The 20,858-nt window shown below is 48.4% G+C and carries 21 protein-coding genes and 1 other annotated feature; of the genes, 1 reads left to right on the top strand and 20 read right to left on the bottom strand.

The window, feature by feature from the left end; translation table 11 throughout:
* Nucleotides 1-15 precede the first annotated feature (15 nt).
* Nucleotides 16-1,443 carry an ABC transporter substrate-binding protein gene (locus AC3WTP_RS07465; protein WP_492393946.1) on the bottom strand — a complete coding sequence of 476 codons (1,428 nt, stop codon included), beginning with the start codon at nucleotides 1,441-1,443 and terminating at the stop codon, nucleotides 16-18.
* A gap of 281 nt (nucleotides 1,444-1,724) precedes the next feature.
* Complete coding sequence (locus tag AC3WTP_RS07460) at nucleotides 1,725-2,879, bottom strand: GntR family transcriptional regulator (RefSeq protein ID WP_492393945.1); 1,155 nt, start codon at nucleotides 2,877-2,879, stop codon at nucleotides 1,725-1,727.
* A 334-nt stretch (nucleotides 2,880-3,213) separates the two neighbouring features.
* Between AC3WTP_RS07460 and AC3WTP_RS07455 the strand changes: the two genes are divergently transcribed.
* Nucleotides 3,214-4,035: a hypothetical protein gene (locus AC3WTP_RS07455; RefSeq protein WP_492393944.1), complete on the top strand. Its 822-nt coding sequence runs from the start codon at nucleotides 3,214-3,216 to the stop codon at nucleotides 4,033-4,035.
* A gap of 67 nt (nucleotides 4,036-4,102) precedes the next feature.
* On the opposite strand, the gene obgE is transcribed toward AC3WTP_RS07455, so the two are convergent.
* The 18 genes from obgE to murC all read right to left on the bottom strand — a co-directional run bounded on the left by obgE (nucleotide 4,103) and on the right by murC (nucleotide 20,856).
* Nucleotides 4,103-5,413, bottom strand: a complete 1,311-nt coding sequence (gene obgE, locus AC3WTP_RS07450) for a GTPase ObgE (RefSeq protein ID WP_492393943.1) — start codon at nucleotides 5,411-5,413, stop codon at nucleotides 4,103-4,105.
* Between the two features lie 9 nt (nucleotides 5,414-5,422).
* Complete coding sequence (locus tag AC3WTP_RS07445) at nucleotides 5,423-6,199, bottom strand: Spo0B domain-containing protein (RefSeq protein ID WP_492393942.1); 777 nt, start codon at nucleotides 6,197-6,199, stop codon at nucleotides 5,423-5,425.
* Between the two features lie 128 nt (nucleotides 6,200-6,327).
* The gene (gene rpmA / locus AC3WTP_RS07440) at nucleotides 6,328-6,639 is read right to left on the bottom strand and encodes a 50S ribosomal protein L27 (RefSeq protein ID WP_492393941.1); all 312 of its coding nucleotides are present in this window, start codon (nucleotides 6,637-6,639) and stop codon (nucleotides 6,328-6,330) included.
* A 14-nt stretch (nucleotides 6,640-6,653) separates the two neighbouring features.
* Entirely contained in the window at nucleotides 6,654-6,989 is a 336-nt protein-coding gene (locus AC3WTP_RS07435) for a ribosomal-processing cysteine protease Prp (RefSeq protein WP_492393940.1), read from the bottom strand.
* A gap of 10 nt (nucleotides 6,990-6,999) precedes the next feature.
* A complete protein-coding gene (rplU, locus tag AC3WTP_RS07430; protein ID WP_492393939.1) occupies nucleotides 7,000-7,311 on the bottom strand; it encodes a 50S ribosomal protein L21 in 312 nt (103 codons plus the stop codon).
* A gap of 13 nt (nucleotides 7,312-7,324) precedes the next feature.
* Nucleotides 7,325-7,404 (bottom strand) — a sequence feature (ribosomal protein L21 leader region).
* Between the two features lie 68 nt (nucleotides 7,405-7,472).
* Nucleotides 7,473-8,720, bottom strand: a complete 1,248-nt coding sequence (locus tag AC3WTP_RS07425; RefSeq protein WP_492393938.1) for an Rne/Rng family ribonuclease — start codon at nucleotides 8,718-8,720, stop codon at nucleotides 7,473-7,475.
* 122 nt (nucleotides 8,721-8,842) lie between these two features.
* On the bottom strand, nucleotides 8,843-9,733 hold the full coding sequence (locus AC3WTP_RS07420) for a M50 family metallopeptidase (RefSeq protein ID WP_492393937.1): 891 nt from the start codon (nucleotides 9,731-9,733) through the stop codon (nucleotides 8,843-8,845).
* The gene (locus AC3WTP_RS07415; RefSeq protein ID WP_492393936.1) at nucleotides 9,726-10,676 is read right to left on the bottom strand and encodes a peptidoglycan DD-metalloendopeptidase family protein; all 951 of its coding nucleotides are present in this window, start codon (nucleotides 10,674-10,676) and stop codon (nucleotides 9,726-9,728) included. The genes AC3WTP_RS07420 and AC3WTP_RS07415 overlap by 8 nt, the downstream gene beginning before the upstream one ends.
* A gap of 173 nt (nucleotides 10,677-10,849) precedes the next feature.
* Nucleotides 10,850-12,001: an FtsW/RodA/SpoVE family cell cycle protein gene (locus tag AC3WTP_RS07410; RefSeq protein WP_492393935.1), complete on the bottom strand. Its 1,152-nt coding sequence runs from the start codon at nucleotides 11,999-12,001 to the stop codon at nucleotides 10,850-10,852.
* A 7-nt stretch (nucleotides 12,002-12,008) separates the two neighbouring features.
* Nucleotides 12,009-12,803 carry a septum site-determining protein MinD gene (gene minD, locus AC3WTP_RS07405; protein ID WP_492393934.1) on the bottom strand — a complete coding sequence of 265 codons (795 nt, stop codon included), beginning with the start codon at nucleotides 12,801-12,803 and terminating at the stop codon, nucleotides 12,009-12,011.
* A 5-nt stretch (nucleotides 12,804-12,808) separates the two neighbouring features.
* Entirely contained in the window at nucleotides 12,809-13,468 is a 660-nt protein-coding gene (gene minC / locus AC3WTP_RS07400; RefSeq protein ID WP_492393933.1) for a septum site-determining protein MinC, read from the bottom strand.
* A gap of 124 nt (nucleotides 13,469-13,592) precedes the next feature.
* Entirely contained in the window at nucleotides 13,593-14,120 is a 528-nt protein-coding gene (gene mreD, locus AC3WTP_RS07395) for a rod shape-determining protein MreD (RefSeq protein WP_492393932.1), read from the bottom strand.
* Nucleotides 14,120-15,016, bottom strand: a complete 897-nt coding sequence (mreC, locus tag AC3WTP_RS07390) for a rod shape-determining protein MreC (RefSeq protein ID WP_492393931.1) — start codon at nucleotides 15,014-15,016, stop codon at nucleotides 14,120-14,122. Before mreC ends, mreD begins: the two co-directional genes overlap by 1 nt.
* 97 nt (nucleotides 15,017-15,113) lie before the next feature.
* Nucleotides 15,114-16,148, bottom strand: coding sequence for a rod shape-determining protein (locus tag AC3WTP_RS07385; protein ID WP_492393930.1), 1,035 nt, complete (start codon nucleotides 16,146-16,148; stop codon nucleotides 15,114-15,116).
* Nucleotides 16,149-16,191: 43 nt separating this feature from the next.
* Nucleotides 16,192-16,878, bottom strand: coding sequence for a RadC family protein (radC, locus tag AC3WTP_RS07380; RefSeq protein ID WP_492393929.1), 687 nt, complete (start codon nucleotides 16,876-16,878; stop codon nucleotides 16,192-16,194).
* A 95-nt stretch (nucleotides 16,879-16,973) separates the two neighbouring features.
* Entirely contained in the window at nucleotides 16,974-17,591 is a 618-nt protein-coding gene (locus AC3WTP_RS07375) for a Maf family protein (RefSeq protein WP_492393928.1), read from the bottom strand.
* 285 nt (nucleotides 17,592-17,876) lie between these two features.
* On the bottom strand, nucleotides 17,877-19,121 hold the full coding sequence (locus AC3WTP_RS07370; protein WP_492393927.1) for an SPOR domain-containing protein: 1,245 nt from the start codon (nucleotides 19,119-19,121) through the stop codon (nucleotides 17,877-17,879).
* 361 nt (nucleotides 19,122-19,482) lie between these two features.
* On the bottom strand, nucleotides 19,483-20,856 hold the full coding sequence (gene murC, locus AC3WTP_RS07365; protein WP_492393926.1) for a UDP-N-acetylmuramate--L-alanine ligase: 1,374 nt from the start codon (nucleotides 20,854-20,856) through the stop codon (nucleotides 19,483-19,485).
* Nucleotides 20,857-20,858: the final 2 nt, after the last annotated feature.

Here is a 20,858-nt window from a genome sequence, read left to right as displayed (position 1 = left end):
GTTAGCTATTGCATGTTATTTCTTGGTATCTTCCTGGAGCTTCTTAAGATTAGCTTCGAACTGTGGCTTTACCTTTTCTATCGCCGTTGCTGGAGTCACTTTGCCTGTCGTAATATCGGTAACAACCGATTCAAACAGCTTGCCGGAGTCTGGGATCGCGTAGTAGCCGCCGAGATAGCCGATCTTGTCATACATCTGCTTGCGTGTATCAAGCATTTCTTTCGTAGGATATGAAGTTTCCCATGCTTGGAACGAAATCTCGCGGCCCTTTTCGTGGAGGTTAATTTCATCAAAGATATGGATAGCTGCTTCCGCATGCTTGGAATGCTTTGCTACCATGTACATATTGCCGAATGGAGTATAGGACTTATAGTCAGTTGCATTAGGCGCTTTCGGGAAAAACACCCAGCCAAGCGTCTTGTCTGGCATTTTCTCAATGAGGCCGCCGAGCTCCCAGCTGAAGCCTGCATATATGGCACCCTTGCCGGAAATGAACTCTTTCGTAGCATCTTCCGGTATTGGCTGCATAATGGATTTGTCTACATTGTAGAGGTCAGACACGAACTGCAAAGCGTCTAACGCATTCTTGCTACCCAGTGAGTAATTCAGTTCACCCTTCTCGTCTCGATCCACAGAGCCATTATTCGTATAAATGAATTGCTCCGTCACAGCGTTCATCTTGCCGTAGCTGCCGGCAAATCCATATACATCAACTTGACCGTCGCCGTTCGTATCCTTTGTTGCTTTCTTGGTGAATTCACGGAATTTATCCCAGGTCCATTCTCCCTTTTGCTGCAATTCATAAGGATCTTCAAGTCCCATCTCCTGAACGAGCGTCTTGTTATAGAACATGCCATAAGGTGACGGAGCGGAGTCATAGAAGCCGTATTGCTTGCCATTGAAAGAACCGCCAGTCTTCATCCAGTTGTTATACTTCGGATCCTTCATGTCGAGCCATTCATCAATCGGAGCGATAAAGCCTTTGTTCACAAGCTGCGGGAATGCCCAGAACAACTCAAGCACAACGATGTCGGCGAATGGTTCGCCAGCTAGCGATGTCGTCGTAAAGTTCTCTACATACTTTTCGTAATCCGCGAACTTCACGAACTCAATTGTGGTATTGTACTTCTTCTCAGCGGCATCGATGAGCTTAATCTGCTCCTCAACACCGATGTCGCGGTCCGCTTCTGGCACACTGCGCGGGTCGGCGCCGTCCCACCACAAGCCGATCTTGATCTTTTCGCCTTTCAGATCAAACTTGGCTGCGTTCGGGTCGGGCTGAGCTGGAGGCGGGTCCTTCTTCTCTTCAGCAGGCGGTGTAGGCGTGGTTGTCTTAGGCGTATCCGTGTTCTTAGGAGGTTCACTTGCATTGTTACCGCTAGCACAAGCGACCAAAGAGGCGAGAAAAAAGAAGGATACAAGCATCAACTTAAGCGCTTTCATAAAAATCCCCCATCCGATTCATTTTTGAAGCACTACTCGTGAAATGATATAACCGCATCATTCATTTTGCCGAGTCCCTGCTACGAATCGTGCTGCCATATGGACAAAACTTCTAATTTGGTATACCAAAAAGTGGTTACACGATGTATTATAACTGCTCATTTTTCAATTGTAAATAATGGATATTCGACTAATAATCTGTTCATTTTACATAAAACTGCCCAAAGTTCATCTCAGATGTACCCTAGGCAGCTTCGTTCGACAAAATCGATATTAAACTATCACCGTTCGCCAATAGCATTATCTATAGACGCGGAAGAAAGCCTTCTCTTCATCTCAACGGGAATCATAGCTAAGTTCGTGTTAGGGTTTGTAGTAGACGGATCGTTAAACTGGTTAATCAATAGCTGCGCCGCGCATTTGCCTATTTCATAATAATTCTGGGTGACAGTCGAAAGAGGAATTTCATAGTGGGAGGCCATATCGATATCATCAAATCCGACAAAGGATAGCTGCTCAGGAATTCGTATTCCACCTTTCAGACACGCGCTCATCATCGTCAGCGCCAGCTGGTCATGCTCAGTCACGACCGCAGTTGCTCCACTAACAATCAAGGCTCTCGCCATATTCTGATAGAAGCTCATCTCGTTATCGCTTGACAGTTGGCGGTAGAAATCACAGATGACCAGCTCTGGGACAAACCTTACGCTATGTTCCTTAAGCGCCTGACAATAGCCGAAGTAGCGGTCGCGCACAGAGGTGCGATATTCGATGCCAATGCTGGATACATAAGCAATGCGACGATGGCCCAGCTCGATTAAGTGCTGAGCGGCGAGATAGCCGCCTTGGCGATTATCTGAGACTACGCTTGGCAAAGGGATGCCGTTATAATATTGGTCGATCGTCACCAGCGGGTACCCGTTCAAGTAGTGCATATGAACGATATCAAGATTATACATAGACCCTAACGGATACAGAATAATACCGTCAAAGCCATGCTTCGGAAGGCGGATAAGCAGTTCCCTCTCTTTCTCCGCATCCCAATCGCTGGAATGAAGGCTGAGGTAATAGCCCTTAGATTCCAACAGATCGGAGATACCCTTTAAGTATCCAACATGGCCGTTCTCCACCATATAAGGCAAGATGATCGAAATAATTCGCTTGGAGGGCAGCATCTCTGCCGAGCGCTGAATGTATGGTTGCTCGGATTGCTGACGCTCTTTCACATAGCTCCCGCTGCCGCGTTTGCGGTAGATCAAGCCGCTTCGTTCAAGCTCTACCAGTGCGCGCTTGGTCGTAATGCGGCTGACGCCAAACTGCTCTGCCAGCTCCATCTCAGTCGGAATCTGTTCATGTGGAAGAAACTTGCCTTCTTCGATCTGACGTTGAATATGTTCAATGATGAGGGCGTACAATGGTTTGTTTGGGGTGTCCAATACGCACAACTCCAATTCGTTCGCTTATTTGGATGCCGTTTCTTATGTTTATAAATTCCATATTATAGCATTTTTGGGCACTCGACAAGAAGAAGATATACCTAATTATTAAAATATTTTACTAGTAAATATACCAAATGATAAACAAAACTTATAATCGTCTCTATCAACTTGCGTTCATTGCCAGCTTGACTTGTTATGAGCACTTTGATATATTGTGGACGATAGTTAAAATATGGTTCGCTTACGATGGTAGCACCCGTAAGATATGGTCGATATCGACCTGTCTTGCGGGTGCTTTTGTCGTTGTAGCGACGATGAGGGAGGTACGTTCATGATCAAGAGGAGTATTATGATGTTCATGGCTTGCGTAATGTTCCTGCTGGCTCCGCTTAGTGCGGCGGCAGCATCAGTCGAACTGTCAGCCACGATGAAGAAAGCGTTCGACAAGCTTATGGAGGATGCAGAGCCCACTCAGGCTAAGTCCATGCAAGCACTCTATCAGCAAGCGCTCGATTATCAGCGCCAGATCACGCAGCTTGATCAGAGCATCAAGTCGCTTAGCAGCGAGAATGATGCTGCGGAAAGCAAGCTACGAAAGGAGATCATGCAGATCGACGCCGCTAAGCTGGCTGCACTTGATGCCAAGCTGCAGCAGACGAAGGAGCGCTACAAGCCGCTGTTCAATTCCTACACCTTAATCAACCAACAGCTGGCAGCCGCCCGCAAGCTGAAGGATAAAGATTTGACCGCGATCCTTAGCCTTCAGGCGGAACAGGTCAAGCTGCTGGTTCAGCTCGCGCGCGAGGATATCAAGTCGAAGGAAGCCTCGCTTAAGACAGCCAAGGATCAGGCAGCGAGCCTCATGAAGCGAATCCGCGACACGCTGACAGGAATCGACAAGCTTGAAGCGCGTATCTCAAGTGAACGAAGCTCCGTCACAGCGCTTAATAAGCTGACGTCCGCGATGAAGAACAATGTGTATCAGTCCATTAAGCTGAAGGACGTCAAGCTGTTGAATAAGTCGCTCTCCACATTAGCCGCGCATGTTCGCACTATTGTCACGCATAAAGAAGCGGTCATCAAGCTCGAGCAAGAAATTAAGGGCGTCATCTCGAGAGCGAGAGCGATGCTGCCACCTGGTTCCGCTGCATAAGTAAAAAAACAGTAGCCCAAGGACATACTCTGGGCTACTGTTTTTGCGTTGCAGCACGCTTATCTCATCAATAATAGCTGCTGCCTTCGACGAATTCGAATTCAAAGTCGGCAATTCGGATGATCGTGCCGTCCTTCGCTCCGCGCTTGCGCAATGCATCATCAACACCCATACGGCGCAATGTGCGCGCAAAGAGCAGGATCGCGTCATGCGAATTCATCTGCATGCGTTTCAGCATATTCTCGATCGCCACGCTCTCTACAACGAAGATATCGTTCTCCCGGCGAATCGTGAACTCCGTCTCTTCCTTCTTCTCGAGACGGTAGATCTTCCGTTCTTCCACCTCAGCTACTTCCTCAACCTCTGGCGCCACTGGGAGCTGTTCCAGCGTGCTCATCGCTTTATACAGCAGCTCCTGCACACCCTTCTTCGTTAAGGACGAGATTGGCATAATCTCGATATCTGGGCGAACTTCCTTTAATTGCTCGCGGAAGCTCTCCAAGTATTCTGCCGCTTCCGGCATATCCATCTTGTTCGCGGCAACGATCTGCGGACGTTCAGCCAGCTTCGCATTGTACAGTCTAAGCTCGTCATTAATCTTCTGCCAGTCCTCGAATGGATCGCGCCCTTCCGTACCCGCCATATCCACGACGTGGATGATGACTCGTGTCCGCTCGACGTGGCGCAGGAACTCATGACCGAGCCCAACGCCGGTATGAGCGCCTTCGATCAATCCTGGCAGATCCGCCATCACGAAGCTTCTGCCGTCTCCTACTTCCACCACACCCAAGTTAGGCGTGATCGTTGTGAAGTGGTATGCTCCGATCTTCGGCTGAGCGCTGGATACGACCGACAACAGCGTTGATTTCCCAACGCTTGGGAACCCCACCAGTCCTACATCCGCCATCACCTTCAGCTCAAGCACGATCCAACGCTCTTGTCCTTCTTGACCGTGTTCCGCCAGTTCAGGCGCCGGATTCGTCGGTGTCGCGAAGCGAGTATTGCCTCGTCCGCCTCGTCCGCCCTTCGCAATGACAACCTGTTGGCCGTGACGAGTTAGATCTGCAATAACATCATTCGTATCATCATCAACGATAACGGTTCCAGGTGGAACACGCACGATCATATGCTCTGCATTCGCGCCGTGCTGACTCTTATTGCGTCCTTTCACCCCGCGCTCTGCCTTGAAGTGCTTCTGATATCGAAAGTCTACGAGTGTTCTCAGTCCCTCATCGACTCGGAAGATGACGTCACCGCCATTCCCCCCGTCACCGCCAGCAGGACCGCCATTCGGGACGTATTTCTCACGACGAAACGCAACGAGACCATCGCCTCCGTCGCCGCCTTTAACATATATCTTCGCTTTATCTACAAACATGCTGTCACCTCATTCAGTCATGCAGGGCAACATCCACTGCAATGCAGGGAAATTACCGTTTGCATCCTGTTCCTTGTTCGACAACTGCTCCAGCCGCACGCCGCGTTCAGTTGCCATTTGTTCATATTGATACTTCACATCGTCCGGCCGAAGCAGTTTCCCACCGTATTCATAGCGTATGATGAATTGATCTTCCTGTCTGATCAACGATAGCCTAAGCGGTGCATAACAGTCATAGCTGTCTTGAGGCTTCGGTGCAGTTCGAAATATCATTACGCTTTTCGCAATCATATCCATCAGCTCTTCAGAGCTTAAGCTTAACTTCAGCTTGGAAAGCTCGATCGCTTCAGGGATATGCACTTCAGTCGGCATCGTGCTGCCTGATAGCCGCAGCTGCATCAGAAATAGTATGAGCTCCGAATGCCCAAGCTTAGCGATCCGACTCTCTTCCTCCATGCGTAGCTTGATCTGCTCCACACATTGAGGGAGCTTGTCTAACTTGTTCAACCGCACATAACCATATAACAACTGCAGGTCGTTCATCCAATCATGACGTTGGTGGTTCAAGATGTCCACCGCTTGCCTGGAAGCGGCCTGAATTAGACGCTGCTGCTGCCGCATCTTCTCTTGATCGAAGATTCTAACTCCGGTACCTATGCTTATGATGAGTAGTGCGACAGCGATTATACGCCATAACAGCAGGATATCCCATCCGATTAACGCTGCGGCTGAACCGAGCGCAACGAGAAGGCATAACCCCATCCCAATACGGGTACTGCTTAACATATGCTCACCGCTCCATTTCACGTATACATACCAATTCCAAGCTATAGTATAGCATGTCTGCGCATCCTCGTCATGCAATCCATATACCAAAAAACCCTCGGCGTTAGCCGAGGGTTTCAGAAGACGTCTTATGCTTCCACAGCTGCTGCAACCGGTGCAGCGTCAACTGGGTAGACGCTCACTTTCTTGCGATCGCGACCCCAACGTTCGAATTTAACAACGCCTTCTACTTTAGCGAAAAGCGTGTCGTCTTTACCAATACCAACGTTGTTGCCTGGGTGAATCTTAGTTCCGCGTTGGCGAACCAAGATGCTTCCAGCTGTAACGCCTTGACCGTCTGCACGCTTAACGCCTAGGCGCTTAGAATGAGAGTCACGTCCGTTCTTTGTGGAACCAACACCCTTTTTGGATGCGAATAACTGAAGGTTCAGCTTCAACATGTTGTCTACCTCCTTTATTTATTGTGCTTCTCTTGTATCTGAAGATACGAACCGTATGAATCTTCAATAGACCTTAAGCTAACAATCATGGATTCTAACAGGAGTTGAACCTGCTCTGAAGTCCGTTCATCCTCAAGCTGCGGTACGCCGCCGCTTAGAAATCCATCCTTCATTCGGCTGTCCATAGTTACACCCGTTAGAGCTTCAATCGCGTTTACGACGCCCACGGTTACGGCTGACACACCTGCGCACACAATATCTTCGCCATGCTTGGCATAGTTTGCGTGTCCTTTGACGGAGAAGCTGTCAATCGAACCATCTCGTTTCCGTGTGATAATGACACGAATCATGTCACACCTCTTATGCGTTGATGCTTTCGATTGTTACTTTAGTGAATGGTTGACGGTGACCTTGCTTGCGACGGTAGTTTTTCTTAGCTTTGTACTTGTACACGATAATTTTCGCGCCTTTTCCATGCTTTTCAACTTTCGCCGTAACAGCAGCACCTGCTACCACTGGAGCACCTGTAACAAGACCTCCGTCTTTGGATACTGCCAATACGCGGTCAAATGTTACACTTTCTCCTTCAGCAGCGTTCAGCTTCTCGATGTACAATACATCGCCTTGTTGAACCTTGTATTGCTTACCGCCTGTTTCGATAATTGCGTACATTGTGTTGCACCTCCTCATGTCTCAGACTCGCCATAATCAGGTGATGACCATAAGCCATACTTGTGAACCTGTTCCGAGCGGTTACAGCATGTGTGCAGGTAATTAAACTTGACACATACTCAATGATAATAGCACAAGCCACTTGATAAATCAATAATGAATTACACTTGCCAGCTTGCTTGTGCTTTCTTACCCGTACCTTCACATACAGGACATGCCGAATACAACTGATTCATCACCTGTTCACGCACTTTTTTGCGCGTGATCTCAAGCAAGCCCAGTTTGGTCCATCCTACGACTAGACATTTAGTGCGGTCTTTCTTAATCGTCGTTTCTAGACGTTCCTCAACATGCTGCCGATGCTCTTCTGTATTCATATCGATAAAATCGATAATAATAATGCCGCCGATATCTCTTAAACGAATGAGACGCGCGATTTCTTCCGCCGCTTCCATATTCGTCAAGTAAACGGTATCTTCCAAGTGCGTCGTACCGGTATATTTGCCCGTGTTCACATCTACGACCGTCAGCGCTTCTGTCTGGTCCCATACGAGGTAACCACCGCTCTTAAGCCATGTTTTACGCTGGAAGGCTATTTCCAGCTGCTCTGTTATACCATAGCGTTTGAAGATGGGCACCCGGTCATGATACACACGAACACGTTCACTTAATTCCGGATCAAAGGTGCGAACATACGAAATGACATGTGTAAGCTCACGTTCATCATCAATCAGCAGCTCATCCACATGACGTGAGAAAGCATCTCGTATAAGCCGTTCCACCATGTTAAGGTCATGATGCAGGAGCGAAGGAACTCCAGCAGATAGCGACCGCTGCTTAATCCTTACCCACTGCTTGCGCAATGATTCGATATCCGCTTCCAGCATCTCCGTCGGCACATCCTGCGCTACCGTCCGGATAATGATTCCTTCCTCGTCCTTACGAATACGATCGCCAAGCTGCTTCAATCGTGAACGCTCAGACTCTCGATCGATCTTCTTCGACACACCTACGTAATCTGCTTTAGGCATATAAACTACATATCGCCCCGGCAGCGAGTAATGTGTCGTCACGCGAGCTCCTTTGCCGCCTAGCGGCTCTTTCATCACTTGTACGATTAGTTCTTGTCCGACACGAAGCAAGCTTGATATCGGCGGTTTCTGTTTCGGTTGCTTCTCCAGGTGAGGGTGCAAACAATCGTCAACATATAAGAATGCATTCTTCTTATGCCCGATATCGACGAATGCAGCTTGCATCCCAGGAAGCACATTCACGACGCGTCCTTTGAAAAAGCTGCCCACTAGCATTGTTTTCTCTGCGCGTTCTACTGCATATTCGATCAACTGACCTTGCTCCAGCAACGCCATCTGCGTTATCTGTTCCTCACAGTGAACGATTATCTGATTCATGGCATCACTCCCGTTCAAGCGCGTCAACATTTATTCTATCATGAAGAAGGAAACAGTGAACATGTCGGTTTGTGGAACATAGATGCATTTCAGCCTATATCATAGAAAATGGTTCTGAGTTTCTAATTGGAGATTGCAGGCGGCTTAGGCTTAGGCTGATCCCAACTCGAAGAATCCTGAAAGTAAGCGTCAATTAACTGCTGTTCCGGAATAATTCTCCGTATCTGCCCGTCCTGTCCCATAACATAGATTAGGTGATAGCAGTCACGGCGAAAATTCTTCAAGATATCGGTCATTGGCCTTCCAGCTTGTGCAACGATCGGTGTTCCTAATTGCCCTTGCACTTCCCATTTCCGCAGCCGTTGTGGTCGATTCATCAGAAAGCGCACGAAGCGGTAAGGCACATGACGCCGCTCGATCCAGTTCGACCATAGTAAGAAGATGGCCAATACCAGTACATTCAGGTTGAACAATTGATGCTGCAGCAGCGGAAATAACGAATAAAGGACAAGTGCTAAGCTTGCAGCGATACTCATCCAAGCACCTAGTTGCAATGAGCGATGAAAGCTCATCCATCTGCTGCTTAGCGCCTGTAGAAATCGGCCGCCATCCAGTGGAAGAATCGGCAGCAGGTTAAAGCCGCCAATCAACATGTTCGCTTCGATAAAATAGTCAGCCCACCCCTCGCTCCACACCCCAGTCATTCGGCATACGAGCGCAATTCCAATCAGAATGCCGTTCTGCAGCGGACCCGCTATGGCAACTAGACACTCCTGCCATGCAGGAGATACGGCACCATCTTTCGTTTCCGCTACGCCTCCGAACGGGAGCAGCTTAACTTCCTCTATCGACCAGCCGCACCACCTAGCCGCTGCGACATGGCCAAGCTCATGAATAACGACGATGGTAAACAACGTAATCAATTCAAGCACATGTCCAGTAATGGCTGACACAGCGAGCAGCATCACGAAGAGCGGATGCAGCGAATATCTCGTACCTGCCCAGTTAATCAATATCCATCACGTCCATCGGATTCACAAACTGTCCATTCTGCTGAATAGCAAAATACAAGGAGGAATCCCCTTCCTCGGACACGGAGCCAATCCGATCTCCCGCTTCAACCCAATCATTCACACTTACTTCCGCAGCGGCCAGCTTACCATATATCGTTACTAGACCTTCAGTATGCTGGATGATCACCGTTACGCCTGATTGTACATCCCTCACAACGTCTACAACTCTGCCCTTGGCTGCACTAGCCACTTGAACAGCCCCATGCTTCGGCAGAAACTCAACACCCTTCATGGATATCGTGAATGGCTGCAGCAGCTCGCCCTCAATTGGCTTCAACAGGCGAGTGCCCGCTTGTACAGCTTCCGCCTCACTATCCGGCTGCTTCCATATAGGTATAAACGCTGGTGAACCACCAAAAGTTGCTTTATACCACGAAGCAATTGCATCGAGATTCATTTCCTGCTGGAGAGTAGTGCTCACCCATTGGCTCGCTTGTTGTGTCCCCGGCATCGGAAAGCGGAGCAAAACAGATCCAATCGCGAATACAAGCAACGCTCCGACGATCTGCAGCCTAAACGTATGAATGATCGGTCTGCGACCGCTGTTGTCATTCTGATCTTCCCATCCATATTGGTTGCTCCACTTCCGCCGTGATACATTCCATTCTGTTTCTGGATCACGTTCAACTAATAGAAGCGGCACGTCAACTCGTGAATGAGCATGAAGCTGCTCATCGATTGCCTCATGATGACCATTCGTATCACGCGAATCCCCTTGTTCTCTCTGTTCCGTGAGATGCGGTCGATTTCTTAGAAAATGAGGAATTTCTTCATTCTTATTCGATTGGCGATGAACGTCCGGGTCCGATGATGTCACTGGGGCACTCGCGGTTGTAAGCTGACGTATACGGGCTTCGCGTCGTTTGCGGATATCTTCCTTCATCGATTTCCCACCATCCTTGTCCAATGCTCTCGTAGCTATATGTATGACAAGCCTGTTCACGATATGAGCACGAATATGGACATGACCTGTATGAGACCTACGAAATGATAAAAAGCTGCCTCCCGAAGAAGACAGCTTATCACAACTATAATATATGTTTTTAACAGCACCGTTTATTTTTCCAATTGATATTTCTCTTGATAGATCTTGATACTCAGAACCAATGCAATACATATAAAATTCAGCAGCAAGGAAGTACCGCCATAACTAATAAACGGGAGGTTAATGCCCGTAACAGGCATCAGGCCGATCCACATACCGATGTTCTGGAAGATCTGGTACACGAACATGGACACGACCCCGATAATGACGTAGGCTCCCCTGATGTCATAGCACTGAAAGGCAATGAGAATCATCCTGTAAATAAGCAAGAAATACATCAGAAGCAGGATTGAGCCACCTTGAAACCCGAACTCCTCGCCAACGACGACAAAGATCGCATCCGAGTACGTGTAAGGGATGAAGCTGCGCCGCTTCAATTCACCCTCCATATACCCGTCGCCGCTTAGACCGCCTGATCCGATCGCGATCATCGCATAGTTCGACTGATGCTTGGCATCGTTGGAGGCCTCTTCAGGATTAATGAACGTATTGATTCGTTCATACCAATGTTCCTGTCCTAGTGTATTTACGAAGAAATCCTTCGTTTGATCATTAAATGCGGTAAACATCGTCACAACCAGCGCGATGCAGCCCCCAATGATGACCGCACCTGTGAATATGTGGCGATATTTAATTCCTCCGATCCACAGCATGCCTATTAAAATAACCAGGTAGATAAGCGCATTCCCCAAGTCTGGCTGCACGACTACGAGACCAAACGGAATTAGCGTCAGCAATCCTATGGGCAAAAGATCACGAGTAAACGTAAGAGGATCTCCCTCGCGGCGGCCTAGCATATAAGCCAAGGCGATAATAAGCGTAATCTTCGCAACCTCTGCTGGTTGAAACGACATTGATCCAGGAAGATCGTACCACCCTGTTGCGCCGTTTCGATCGGAGCCGAAGAAGAAGATACCCACGAGCAAAATCGTCGTTATTCCGAATGGAATGTACCAATATTTTAACAGGATACGATAGTCAAAGAGTGATAGCAGAAACATGAGTCCGAATCCCGCAACGAAGAATATGACGGTCTTGAGCGGATAACCGGAGTACTGCGGATCACCTGCTGTTGCGCTATGAATGAGCATCGGGCTAATGACCATAAAGCATAGAAGGATGGCGACAATGATCCAATCAATTCTTTTAAGTTTATTCAGCAACTTGCAATCATCCCATTCCCAAAAACTTCTTCATCTTCGTCAGCATGCCCTTCTTCTGGTGAAGCGGCATGAGCGGGACCGTATCCCCTAGAATCCGACGGGCGATATTGCGGTATGCGATCGCAGCTTTCGAATCCGGGTTCATAACCGTTGGCTCACCGAGATTAGCCGCTTTTATGACATACTCATCATCGGGTACGATACCGATCAGATCAATGTTAAGCACCTGCATGATATCATCAATATCAAGCATCTCGCCGCTCTTGACCATATTGGGACGTATACGGTTAACGACTAGTTTAGGCGAGTTCAAATTATTGCTCTCCAACAAACCGACGATGCGGTCCGCATCACGCACGGCTGCATTCTCAGGTGTAGTCACAACAATCGCACGGTCCGCGCCTGCGATAGCGTTCTTGAAGCCCTGCTCAATACCTGCAGGACAATCAATAATAATATATTCGTATTCTTTCTTTAATTCTAGAATAATATCTTCCACTTGCTTAGGCGAAATGGCCAGCTTATCCTTTGTCTGCGCGGCAGGAAGCATGTACAGCTCGTCAAAACGTTTGTCCTTTACGAGTGCTTGATTCAGACGGCAGCGGCCATCAACAACGTCGCATATATCATAGACGATGCGATTCTCCAGACCCATAACAACGTCCAGATTGCGCAACCCGATATCTGTATCGACCATACATACCTTTTTTCCAAGCAGAGCAAGCGCTGTGCCTAGATTCGCGGAGGTCGTCGTTTTACCGACTCCGCCCTTTCCAGAAGTAACGACAATTGCCTCTCCCATGCTACTTACACTCCTTTGAACATTTTGAGGTCCTGTCGAATGCGGTGAAGCTGTGATACTTTATCAATCTGCATCTGTTCATCATGGACATATGCAAACTCCATCTGCGTCTGAGCAACACCCCATTCATCCGGTGGACGACTGATTACATCTGCAATACGCAGCTGAGTAGGTGCGAACAAAGATGCGACGATAACGGCGCGATCATTTCCTTCATAACCCGCATGTGCCGTACCTCGCAAGGCACCGCTGACTACAATATCACCACTGCACTGAATGATGCCGCCTGGGTTCACATCGCCAAGAAACAGCAGGTTCCCTTCATGACGCAGAACTTGTCCAGAACGCACGATTCCTGTAAGCGTCTGAATGATATAGCCTTGGTCTTTCTGCTTCGATTCGTCATCCGATTGCAAGGATCGAATAAGCAAATTACCTCGCTGTCTTAATATATCTAGTATTTTTGTTTTTTGCTCATCTTGAACGTTACGGGCTCCAAGCTTGACATCAACATACACAATAGGCCCACTGAAAAAATGGGGCGTATGCTCAAGTTTGTTGCGCAATTCCTGCAACAAATCATCAAATTCGCATTGATCATCAAGCAAGAACACAAGACCGTCCTTGACTCCCTTTATCGTAACCATTGAATTGGCTGTCATCACGAAGCGTCCCTCCCAACGTTATCTTTTTCGTTATGAATGAGACAAGTTCCTGCATTACTTCACAAATTTCACAAGGAAATAAATAACAGGAAGAGCCGTACGGCATACCGCACCGTAACGGCTCTTATACTTCTTCTTCATCGGCAGAGTTGTTCGCGGGAGATGCGTCAAACCATTTGCGCATAGGAACGTAAACGATCAAGGCAAATAGCAATTGGATCAACAAGCTTGGAAGCATGTATTCCATCAACGCATATTGGAACGTATATTGATGCAGATTGAACAAAGAATAGATACCGAATTGAATCGATTGATATGCAAAGGATCCCATTATCGAGATGACCATCATCGTAAACATCGACACATTGCGAGTATTGAACAACAAGCCAATTAGATAGCCAAGCAGACCCATGCTGAACGCATGAGGTCCAATCATATGTCCGTAATAAACTATATCCTGCAGAAATCCAAAGCCCAGTCCCATTAGAAGCGCTGTATGTCGATGCTTGTAAACAGCATGGTACAGCACAATGATAAAGACGAACTGCGGAACAATTCTGCCCATCCAATCATCAGGTATGAAAAATGGAAGCAGCGCACCTTCGATCAGAAACAATAGAAACATGAATACGATCATCCAGTTACGATTCATTATGGAGTCTCCTGCGTTTCTGCCTCAGCCTTATCCACTACGACGAACAACTCGCGCCAGTCCTGATACGAAGCAGCTGGCTTGACTTGCGCCGTATGCGTCAGCCCAATGTCACCCACTTGTCTCGATACAACTTCTCCAATAATAAGACCGCGAGGGAACGTGCCTCCAAGACCGGAGGAAACGATGATATCCCCTTCCTTCAAGGGATCGCTTTCTTCAATTCTTGTCATCGTGAACGTGCCAGTACTCTGATCATAGGATTCGATCATACCGAAGGACTGGTTCTCTTTGCCAAGAACTGTAGCTGAGATCGCGCGAGAATTCGGATCCTTATCATCCATGTTCGTCAATAGCTGTACAGTAGAAGAGAACTCGTAAACTCGACCGATGACACCTACCACACCATCAACTGCGATGACAGGCATGCCTTCCTTTATGCCGTCTTTCTCACCTAGGTTAATATTAATCGTCTGATTGAAAGGGTCAGCCACATTAATGGAGGTTACCTGTGCGATTCGATAATCATAAGGAAGATTCAGCTGCTTCTGACGCTCTGTAAATTCGAGCAATTCCTTATAACGTTCATTCTCTGCTGCAACCGCATTATACCAAGCCTTATCACGAGTGTACTGAGCGACCGTTACCTTTAACATCTCATTCTCTTCGTATGTTTCTTGAAGATTGGATACGTCACGGAAAAATTCAGCAACAGCAGAAGCTGGCTTATAGAAGATCTGCTGAACGAACGTGACTGTATCGTGTACGATCTTCTCAGGCCAGGACAGCTTGCCGCGCGCACCAAGAGTAAATCCCATTACCGTAATGAATAGTATAAGTCCTACCATTAGTATAAATAATCGCTTGTTGCCTAACAGTTTAAACAGGATAAACACCTTCTCGTCGTAATGCAGTTATCGTACTCGTCCGAAATAGTTGGACCGCGCCGAACTTTAGATCCGACGCGGAGCCATATTGTTGTACTTGCGTATATTACCACTTAGAACGAAGTGCGGAACTGCTACGAGTTTTAAAGAGATGAATGTTATCAAGAGCGCGTCCCGTACCAATCGCTACACAATCAAGCGGATTCTCAGCCACAATGACTGGCATGCCTGTCTCGCGAGCAAGCAGCTTATCCAGGTTGCGGAGCAGCGCTCCTCCCCCTGTTAATACAATGCCGCGATCCATGATGTCAGCTGCGAGCTCTGGAGGACACTTCTCCAATGTAACTCGAACAGCTTCTACAATCGCACTCACAGTGTCTGCAAGCGCGTCAGTGATCTCATCGGAAGTAATGCTAAGCGTCTTCGGCAAGCCTGTCAGCAAGTCGCGGCCGCGAATCTCCATCGATTCCTTCTCATCAAGCGGCAGCGCGGATGCGATGTCCATCTTCATCTGTTCTGCTGTACGCTCACCAATCATCAGATTATATTGACGTTTGATGTATTGGATAATAGATTCATCCATCTCATCGCCTGCTACGCGCACAGAGCGGCTCGTTACGATACCACCAAGCGAGATGACCGCTACTTCAGTTGTACCGCCGCCGATATCGACAACCATGCTGCCTGTCGGCTCCCATACCGGAAGGTCAGCGCCGATAGCTGCTGCGAACGGCTCTTCAATCGTATAAGCTTCACGAGCTCCCGCTTGCTTCGTCGCATCTTCAACAGCGCGCTGCTCAACAGCTGTAATGCCGGAAGGCACGCATACCATCACATTCGGATGGCGCGGGAACAGAGAGCGCTGCTTCTGTGCCTGACGTATGAAATATTTGATCATCGTTGCAGTCGTATCGAAATCGGCAATAACGCCGTCCTTCATCGGACGAATAGCTCGAATATTGCCTGGTGTACGGCCGATCATCTTCTTAGCTGATTCACCTACTGCTTCAATCGTCTTCGTATCTGTGCGAATCGCGACAACAGAAGGCTCGCGCACAACGACACCTTTGCCACGTAAATATACCAATGTATTTGCAGTTCCCAAGTCAATTCCTAGATCTTTCGTTAAACCACCAAACATGTTGTCAATCTCCTTTATAGTTCCTTCAATCTTATCTATTATATTACACTAGGCCTAGTTCCTTCAAACTCACATATTGGTTATCGCCAATAACGATGTGATCCAGGACTTCGATGCCTACCAACTCTCCAACTTCCATTAATCGCTTCGTAATATTTACGTCCTCGCGGCTCGGTTCTGGGTCGCCGCTTGGATGATTGTGTACACAGATCATTGAGGCTGCGCCATGCTTCATCGCCGCGCGAAACACTTCCCTCGGGTGCACCAGCGATGCATCAAGCGTGCCGATCGATATCGTTTCCTGTGCAAGCACTCGATTCTTCGTGTTCAGAAACAAGCACACGAAATGCTCCTTGCGCAGATGACGCATCGATTCCATGACGAGATCTGCCGCATCTTCAGGGCGCCGTACCGAGAATGCGTCTGTAAGCTTAACTCGCGCCATCCGCCTCCCAAGCTCCAGGCCCGCAATTAATTGCAGCGCCTTAGCTGGGCCGATGCCGCGTACCTGCGTCAATTCCGTCATGGACGCGTCAGCAAGCTTGTCCAAGCCTCCAACACGGTTCAGTACACGCTGTGCCAACAGTAAAGCTGATTCATCCTTCGTACCGGTTCTAAGCAGAATTGCCAATAGTTCCGCATGGCTTAATGACTGCGCTCCGGACTGCATCATGCGCTCTCTCGGTCGTTCATCTTGAGGAAGGTCTCGCAGCATAGGGTATGATGCCATATCAATCACTCCTCTCCAACTATTCATGCCGCACCTAGTACGGCTCTAATGAATGTGCAGAACGCCGATCCATACGCATGGATACAGGCAAGGCGTTAGGGTGTCTCCACCCCATATTCGGTCAACATCTCTGCCAAGAGAGATACTGGCAAACCGACAACATTATAGTAGCAGCCATCGATTCGATCGATCATCGCGGCACCGACACCTTGAATGCCGTATGCCCCCGCTTTATCGTGAGGTTCCCCAGTCGCAATATAGCGCTCGATCTGAGCATTCGACAGGCTTCTCATCCACACGCGAGTCAGGCGATGTCTAATCATCGTATGACCCGAACGAAGATTGATACACGCGACACCCGTATATACTTCATGCGAGCGTCCTTGCAGCTTCGACAGCATGCGGAAAGCATCCGCGTCATCTTTCGGTTTCCCTAAAATCATATGATCCAGCACAACAATCGTATCTGATCCGATGACAATCTCATCGTTCTGCGTTCGTCCTCGACGATTCGCCACGTCAGTTGCCTTGTGCAGCGCGAGTTGTTCCACGGCTTGTGCGGGAGTCCAATGCTCTTCTATAATTTCATCGGCTCCGCTAGGTATGATCTCCACGGGCAGTCCCAGCGTATGAATCAATTCTTTCCGACGAGGGGAGGATGAAGCGAGTATGAGAAGCGGCATAAATCGATCGTTGGCTTGTGTGTTCTCCATTTTTTTACACCTTCTTCATTATACGTTCTATTGGACGGGTTGACAAACTTAATATTAGGCTAATTGACCATCCAAATTATGCAAGTACGGACAAAGAATGCGAAAACTCCATACGCAAAAAAGTCACAATGTTAAATATACCCCATATACATATAAAAAGTTACTTTATACGACAAAAAATTTGAAATTCGCCATGTTGTTACGCCGATTGTGAAATGATTAATAATAGAGCCGGTCTCTGTATAGTAGCAGAAACCGGCACATATATCGCTGGAAGAAATGTGATTATATCTTCATATCGTTCAACCACTCTTGTTCCAGCAGCATATATTGCATGCATGCCTGCTGGATATTCCATAGATGTGAAGCAGCGGGCTTCTTGTTGTATTCATTTACGGCAGTAATCGCTGTATTCATAGATTGAACGAGCTTAAGCCATTGAGCAGATTTATCTTTCGTCATATTTTGCTGCAGTTTCTGTCCCCATTGTGTCCAGCGCAAATGCTCTGTTCGCAGCTCGTCCATCAGCTTCACCTCGAACGCTTCCTGCTTCGACTGCCGCAGCATGCGTGAGGAGTTCTGAATGAGCCACTCGCGTACGACATCGCTCTGCTTGATGAAGCTGTTCAGCGTCTCCGGTTCTCCTTCGAAGGCAAGCTCCGTCATCGAAGGGCGATCCATCGAGCGCACGTAAAGCGTGATTTGCTTCGCTTGCAGTGCTTCGCCCAAGAGCATCGCATCATCTCGCTGCAGAGCAATCGCGGTATAAACGCGCTGATTGCCATCAGCGTTGGAGAGCACAGCTCCTAGTCCAAGCTCCCGCAATTCAGCGATTGCCTTCTCCGCGCCTTCCGGCATCGAGAATACGCCGTATTGCAGTACATAAGCTGTCGAAGCTGGAATATTAACCTTCGAAGCAGCCTTATTGTCAGGATTAATCGTCCCCGCGGCGTTAGAGCCGCCTGTCACCGAGCTGCCGTCTTCGGTCAGCGGTTGCGTTCCCGCTTGTGCGTTTGGCTTCTCTTGCTTCTGCACAATCGCTGGAACCGTCTGATTGACGCTAGGCAAATCTACTTCACCGCGAAGCAAGGACAAGGCAAGGAAACCGAACAATAGGCCAGTTGCAATCGCACCCATCACAGAACCCGCAACCTTTATGATCGAAGGTGATCGTTTTCGGGTATGTGCTGGTCCTATAACTTCATAATCTTGTACTTCATGAGCGGAACCATTCTCCCAAGCCCATTGCCCCCGCTGATGATCGGTCTCCAGATCACGCATATCCTGCGGCGGTTCTTCCTCATGGAGACTATTTACTGCTGAATCATTCATTTCCGTCTCCCGAATCCAACGTTCCACCCGTTCCGCTTCGGACTCTTCTACCTGTTTGGGATCAAGCGTGTTCCACTCACTCCATAAGACGTCACTTTTAGGGATATGCTCTTCAATTTGGGATTCAGAATTTATCTTATGATCATTTCCACCACGCTCTTGGAAGCGAAATGTCATCTTTGTCGGCTTCGATTGCATCTTAGACCCACCATCCTTGTCCACTAGGTTACTATAAGCTATATGATAGATTCATATGCTATAGAACTAGAGTGCGGCATGATGCGCATATATTCTATTCATGAATGGTATATCTTCCGTTATGAAGTCTCGTACCTACTGGCAAAGGATAGTCCCGCCAACGATCGACAGGCGCTTTAAACCATCCCCATACACGCTGCAAGCAGCTTATTAAGCTCCGCAATTCCTCCTCTCACTTAGCTCCAGCATATATCATGCTGAACTGTAAAGCGGTTGTTGATAGAATAACGCAAATAAAGTCCGGAGCCAACCTCGATAGGAGGAAACTCCGGACTTTATAGATAATGAATTAGAGATATGCTCAGCCCTTAAGATGTGTTGCTAGATCATATGCCACACGCCAGATATCGCCCGCACCCATCGTCAACACCAGATCGCCAGAACGCACCTGGTCCTTCAATTGTGCAAGCACTTCTTCCTTCGTCGGCACATAATGAACATTCTCGTTGCTGTTCACACGAATTCGCTCAACCAGCTTGGAAGCGTGCACGCCTTCAATCGGCTGCTCGCCGGCAGGTGAATAGATATCCGTGATGAACACCTTATCCGCCTCACGAAAAGCTTGGCTGAACTGCTCGAACAAGAAGTATGTTCGAGAATACCGCTGCGGCTGGAACACAGCCACGATTCGCTTGCCAGTCGCTTTCGCCGCTGTGAGTGTCGCCTCGATCTCAGTCGGATGATGCGCGTAGTCATCAATGACGAGTATATCGTTAACATCGCCGATCACTTGATAACGGCGCTTCGCTCCTGTGAAGCCAGCGATCGCTTCCGCTGCATCAGCGAAAGCAACACCCGCGTGCATCGCCACGATCAACGTCGCCATCGCGTTCAGCACATTATGCTTGCCTGGTATGGACAACTCGACCGAGCCCAGCACTTCCGCGCCGTGCTTCATCGTAAATTTCATGTGACGGTCAATTGACTCGATATCGCACGCCGTATAATCAGCTGCTTGATCGATCCCGTAGGTGATAACGGAGTTGGTCAGAGCAGGCAGCATCTCGCGGAGGATGGGATCATCTCCGCACAGCACGGCTGTTCCTTCCGAGTCGACTTGACTTAAGAATTGAACATAAGCCTGCTTCAGATTATTAAAGTCTCCGCCGTAATTCTCGAGATGGTCAGCCTCGATATTCGTCACGACAGCCATGTACGGATGATACGCCAGGAATGATCCGTCACTCTCATCCGCTTCAGCTACAACATAATCACTTGTGCCTGCCTTCGCATTGGTCCCCAGGTTAGTTACCTCACCGCCGATAATGAATGTCGGATCCACATTGCAGCGGTCCAACACATAAGCAATCATGGACGAGGTCGTAGTCTTGCCGTGCGCGCCGGCTACCGCAACGCCCTTCTTCGCGTTCAACAAACGCGCCAGCATCTCCGAACGATGAAGCACTGGAATTCCGCGCGCTTCTGCCGCAACTCGCTCCACATTGTCCTTCGGAAGCGCAGTTGAATAGACGACAACATCGGCTTCCTGTACATAATCAGCGTGATGACCGATATGTATCGTCGCTCCTTTGGCACTGAGCTTTTTCGTCAACTCTTGAAGAGCTACATCTGATCCAGTGACCGTGTATCCCATTTCTAGCATGACACGAGCGATCGCGCTCATGCCATAGCCTCCGATGCCTATAAAGTGAATGTGTTCCATCTTGTTCAACACGA

Source organism: Paenibacillus sp. EB106-04-04-XG159, assembly GCF_058791835.1.
Note: the sequence above shows the minus strand (reverse complement) of the source record. Positions and strands in the feature narration are given on the sequence as shown.

What these genes read in the sequence shown, in the direction of transcription:
- radC (WP_492393929.1), bottom strand. Translation starts at nt 16,878, where the DNA reads ATGGCATCATACCCTATGCTGCGAGACCTTCCTCAAGATGAACGACCG.
- minD (WP_492393934.1), bottom strand. Translation starts at nt 12,803, where the DNA reads ATGGGAGAGGCAATTGTCGTTACTTCTGGAAAGGGCGGAGTCGGTAAA.
- rpmA (WP_492393941.1), bottom strand. Translation starts at nt 6,639, where the DNA reads ATGTTGAAGCTGAACCTTCAGTTATTCGCATCCAAAAAGGGTGTTGGT.
- mreD (WP_492393932.1), bottom strand. Translation starts at nt 14,120, where the DNA reads ATGAATCGTAACTGGATGATCGTATTCATGTTTCTATTGTTTCTGATC.
- AC3WTP_RS07445 (WP_492393942.1), bottom strand. Translation starts at nt 6,199, where the DNA reads ATGTTAAGCAGTACCCGTATTGGGATGGGGTTATGCCTTCTCGTTGCG.
- AC3WTP_RS07465 (WP_492393946.1), bottom strand. Translation starts at nt 1,443, where the DNA reads ATGAAAGCGCTTAAGTTGATGCTTGTATCCTTCTTTTTTCTCGCCTCT.
- AC3WTP_RS07455 (WP_492393944.1), top strand. Translation starts at nt 3,214, where the DNA reads ATGATCAAGAGGAGTATTATGATGTTCATGGCTTGCGTAATGTTCCTG.
- AC3WTP_RS07415 (WP_492393936.1), bottom strand. Translation starts at nt 10,676, where the DNA reads ATGAAGGAAGATATCCGCAAACGACGCGAAGCCCGTATACGTCAGCTT.
- AC3WTP_RS07425 (WP_492393938.1), bottom strand. Translation starts at nt 8,720, where the DNA reads ATGAATCAGATAATCGTTCACTGTGAGGAACAGATAACGCAGATGGCG.
- AC3WTP_RS07435 (WP_492393940.1), bottom strand. Translation starts at nt 6,989, where the DNA reads ATGATTCGTGTCATTATCACACGGAAACGAGATGGTTCGATTGACAGC.
- obgE (WP_492393943.1), bottom strand. Translation starts at nt 5,413, where the DNA reads ATGTTTGTAGATAAAGCGAAGATATATGTTAAAGGCGGCGACGGAGGC.
- AC3WTP_RS07385 (WP_492393930.1), bottom strand. Translation starts at nt 16,148, where the DNA reads ATGTTTGGTGGTTTAACGAAAGATCTAGGAATTGACTTGGGAACTGCA.
- rplU (WP_492393939.1), bottom strand. Translation starts at nt 7,311, where the DNA reads ATGTACGCAATTATCGAAACAGGCGGTAAGCAATACAAGGTTCAACAA.
- AC3WTP_RS07375 (WP_492393928.1), bottom strand. Translation starts at nt 17,591, where the DNA reads ATGGAGAACACACAAGCCAACGATCGATTTATGCCGCTTCTCATACTC.
- AC3WTP_RS07370 (WP_492393927.1), bottom strand. Translation starts at nt 19,121, where the DNA reads ATGCAATCGAAGCCGACAAAGATGACATTTCGCTTCCAAGAGCGTGGT.